This is a genomic window from Pantoea sp. CTOTU49201 (assembly GCF_032054795.1).
Lineage (GTDB): Bacteria > Pseudomonadota > Gammaproteobacteria > Enterobacterales > Enterobacteriaceae > Pantoea > Pantoea symbiotica.
The window spans coordinates 5,698-8,872 of the sequence record NZ_DAMBSA010000181.1 but is presented as its reverse complement, the minus strand read 5'-3'; the positions used below and the strand labels follow the sequence as shown (position 1 = coordinate 8,872).

Below are 3,175 nucleotides of genomic sequence, written 5' to 3'. Positions count from 1 at the left end.
AGGAACAAAATCCACTGCAGCATCTGGGAACTGGCGCGTTAATCTGGACTGGCGTGAGTATGTTAATCGCCATGGCCGTGGGTAGCTACGTTGCGGGACGTTTGGCACAGCGCGAAGGGGCGATGCACGGATTACTGATGTTTGGCGTCAGCACCATTCTCACGCTGTGGCTGGCAATTACCTTAGCCACTGGAATTATTGGCGGCGCCTTTAATATTTTAGGCGCTGGGGTTAATGCGGTCGGCAGTGGAATTTCCGCTGCGGCGCCTTCACTCACCAATATGGCAAAAGAGAAGCTGCAGGAAAGTAATATCAATTTAGATGATTTAAAAAATGAATTGCAAACTACGTTGCGTCAAACCGGCAAGTCTGAATTACAACCTGAGAATCTGCAAAAGGATGTAAATAACGAAGCCAATAACGCACAAAATCAAGCGGAACAAACCGCGCAAAATCCACAGAATGCTGACAATGATCTGGCTAATTGGTTGAAAGGCGTTATGAATCGTCATTCAGATACATTGCAGGCTGCCGATCGTGATGCGCTGAAAAATATTATTAAAGCGCGCACCGGTAAAAGCGATCAGGAAGTTGAGCAGATTGTGACGAAGACTGAAGAGAGCTACAAAAAAGCCGTACAGCAATATCAGCAGTTGAAACAGCAGGCGGAGCAGAAAGCGCGTGAAGTGGCTGAGCAAGCCGCTGCCGCGACGGCGAAAGCAAGCTGGTTCACCTTCTTCATGCTGGTGATTGAAGCGGTACTGGCGGCATTGATGGGGCGCGTGGGGCGCAAGACGCAACCGCGTCAGGTATTAAGTCACGAACGTCGGTAATAAAAAAAAAGGCGGCTGATTCAGCCGCCTTTTCTCACTTAGCGCTTCAGCGCTTCACTCAATTCTTCACGCATCGATGCTAGCATCGCTTTCACTACGCGTGGGTTACCCGCAACGATGTTACCTGACATCACGTAACCGTGGTTGCCGGTAAAGTCAGTTACCAGGCCGCCCGCTTCACGCACCAGCAGTTCGCCCGCGGCAAAATCCCACGGCTTCAGGCCAATTTCGAAGAAACCATCAACGCGACCCGCAGCGGTGTAAGCCAGATCCAGCGCCGCTGAACCGGTACGACGGAAATCCGCACACTGAGTGAACAGTTTGCCAACGATGTTGATGTATGGCGTTGCGTGCTGTTTTAACTTGAACGGGAAGCCGGTAGCCAGAATGGTGCCATCCAGATCGCGAGCCGTGCTGCCGCGCAGGCGATAGCCGTTCAGCTGTGCGCCCTGACCGCGTACGGCGGTGAAGAGTTCGTTACGCATTGGATCGTAAACCACAGCGACTTCGGTGCGGCCTTTAATGCGCACAGCGATAGATACTGAGAAGTGTGGAAGACGCTTGATGAAGTTGGTGGTGCCATCCAGCGGATCGATTACCCATTGAATGTCCTGATCTTCGCCCGCCAGTTCACCGCTTTCTTCGGTGATGATGGTGTGTTTCGGGTACGATTTACGAATTACTTCGATAATCAGACGTTCTGCGTCACGGTCAACATTGGTAACGAAGTCGTTGCTGCCTTTCTGGCTAGCTTCAACTGCGTCCGGGGTTTCATAATTCTTGGCAATTAAATTTCCGGCCTTGCGCGCTGCGCGCACGGCAATGTTGAGCATTGGATGCATCGGTATCTCTCGCTGGATGTTAAAGAACGGGGAAAACGGCGCGGAGTATATCAGCGTGTTCAGCAAATGTCCTCTTTTTATGTTAGGATGCGCGCCATCATTTCCCTGACCGCCTCTAATTATGCTGCAGAATATCCGAATCGTACTGGTAGAAACCTCGCACACGGGCAACATGGGCTCCGTCGCACGCGCGATGAAAACCATGGGCTTAACCAACCTTTATCTGGTCAATCCGCTGGTGAAACCGGATTCACAGGCCATCTCCCTCGCCGCCGGTGCCAGCGATGTCATTGGTAATGCGCGCATTGTCGATACCATGGATGAAGCCATTGCCGGCTGTAGTTTGGTGGTTGGCACCAGCGCACGTTCACGTTCACTGCCGTGGCCAATGTTGGATTCACGTGAGTGCGGCATTAAGAGCGTGGAAGAGGGCCAGCAGGCGCCGGTTGCGTTGGTGTTTGGCCGCGAGCGCGTCGGCCTGACCAACGAAGAGTTGCAGAAGTGCCACTATCACGTCGCGATTCAGGCTAATCCGGAATACAGCTCACTGAACCTGGCGATGGCGGTGCAGATCATCGCTTACGAAGTGCGCATGGCCTGGCTGGACGCGCAGGAAAAAGCCGCGCCGACGGAACAACCTGTCGAATCGCCGTATCCACTGGTTGACGATCTCGAGCGCTTCTATCAGCACATCGAGCAGATGATGCTAAACAGCGGCTTTATCCGTGAAGGTACGCCAAGCCAGGTGATGAGCAAGCTGCGTCGCTTATATACGCGTGCGCGTCCGGAACGCGATGAACTGAACATCCTGCGCGGTATGATGGCATCGTTCGAAAAGCGCAAAGGTAATGTGGATAATAGTTGAGTAAAACACTTGGTTAAATAGTTGAGCAAATTACTAGGTTAAATAGTTGACCGTTTTACTCAGGAATGTCAGACTGCATCCAATTCATCAGATAACCCGCCGATAACCGGACGGACGCTTACGAGGTTGTATGCTATGAGACTGACATCCAAAGGACGTTATGCCGTAACCGCTATGCTGGACGTTGCACTGCACTCCAATGAGGGCCCGGTGCCGCTAGCTGACATTTCTGAGCGTCAGGGCATCTCGTTGTCCTATCTGGAGCAGTTATTCTCGCGTCTGCGTAAGCACGGCTTAGTGGCCAGCGTTCGTGGTCCAGGTGGCGGTTATCTGTTAGGTAAAGATTCAAGCGCGATTGCTGTGGGCGCGGTGATTACCGCCGTCGACGAATCTGTCGATGCCACCAAATGCCAGGGCAAAGAAGGCTGCCAGGGCGGCGAGCGTTGCCTGACCCACGTTTTGTGGCGTGATCTGAGTGAGCGCATTAGCGATTTCCTCAACAACATCACGCTGGCGGAACTGGTGAATAATCAGGAAATCCTCGAAGTGGCCGATCGTCAGAACACGGTCGATAACCGCCGCTTCCAGCAGCATCGTGTGCAAGAAACCATCAACGTTAATCTGCGCGCTTAATC

Annotated in this window: 4 protein-coding genes; 3 read left to right on the top strand and 1 reads right to left on the bottom strand. The window is 52.7% G+C overall.

The features are described 5' to 3' along the window. On the top strand, window positions 1-833 hold an 833-nt coding region (locus tag RTY00_RS13710; protein WP_312664822.1), incomplete at its 5' end, for a hypothetical protein. A gap of 38 nt (window positions 834-871) precedes the next feature. Here the strand turns inward: RTY00_RS13710 and suhB are convergent. After that, window positions 872-1,675: an inositol-1-monophosphatase gene (gene suhB, locus RTY00_RS13705; protein WP_008108283.1), complete on the bottom strand. Its 804-nt coding sequence runs from the start codon at window positions 1,673-1,675 to the stop codon at window positions 872-874. 121 nt (window positions 1,676-1,796) lie between these two features. On the opposite strand from suhB, the gene trmJ reads away from it, so the two are divergent. Both trmJ and iscR read left to right on the top strand, forming a co-directional pair. Beyond that, window positions 1,797-2,540 (top strand): tRNA (cytosine(32)/uridine(32)-2'-O)-methyltransferase TrmJ, encoded by a 744-nt coding sequence (gene trmJ / locus RTY00_RS13700; RefSeq protein WP_222184442.1) that lies wholly within the window; start codon window positions 1,797-1,799, stop codon window positions 2,538-2,540. A gap of 135 nt (window positions 2,541-2,675) precedes the next feature. Beyond that, window positions 2,676-3,173, top strand: coding sequence for a Fe-S cluster assembly transcriptional regulator IscR (iscR, locus tag RTY00_RS13695; protein ID WP_008108287.1), 498 nt, complete (start codon window positions 2,676-2,678; stop codon window positions 3,171-3,173). Window positions 3,174-3,175 lie beyond the last annotated feature (2 nt).

Coding starts and splice junctions, on each gene's coding strand:
- suhB (WP_008108283.1), bottom strand. CDS start 1,675: ATGCATCCAATGCTCAACATTGCCGTGCGCGCAGCGCGCAAGGCCGGA.
- trmJ (WP_222184442.1), top strand. CDS start 1,797: ATGCTGCAGAATATCCGAATCGTACTGGTAGAAACCTCGCACACGGGC.
- iscR (WP_008108287.1), top strand. CDS start 2,676: ATGAGACTGACATCCAAAGGACGTTATGCCGTAACCGCTATGCTGGAC.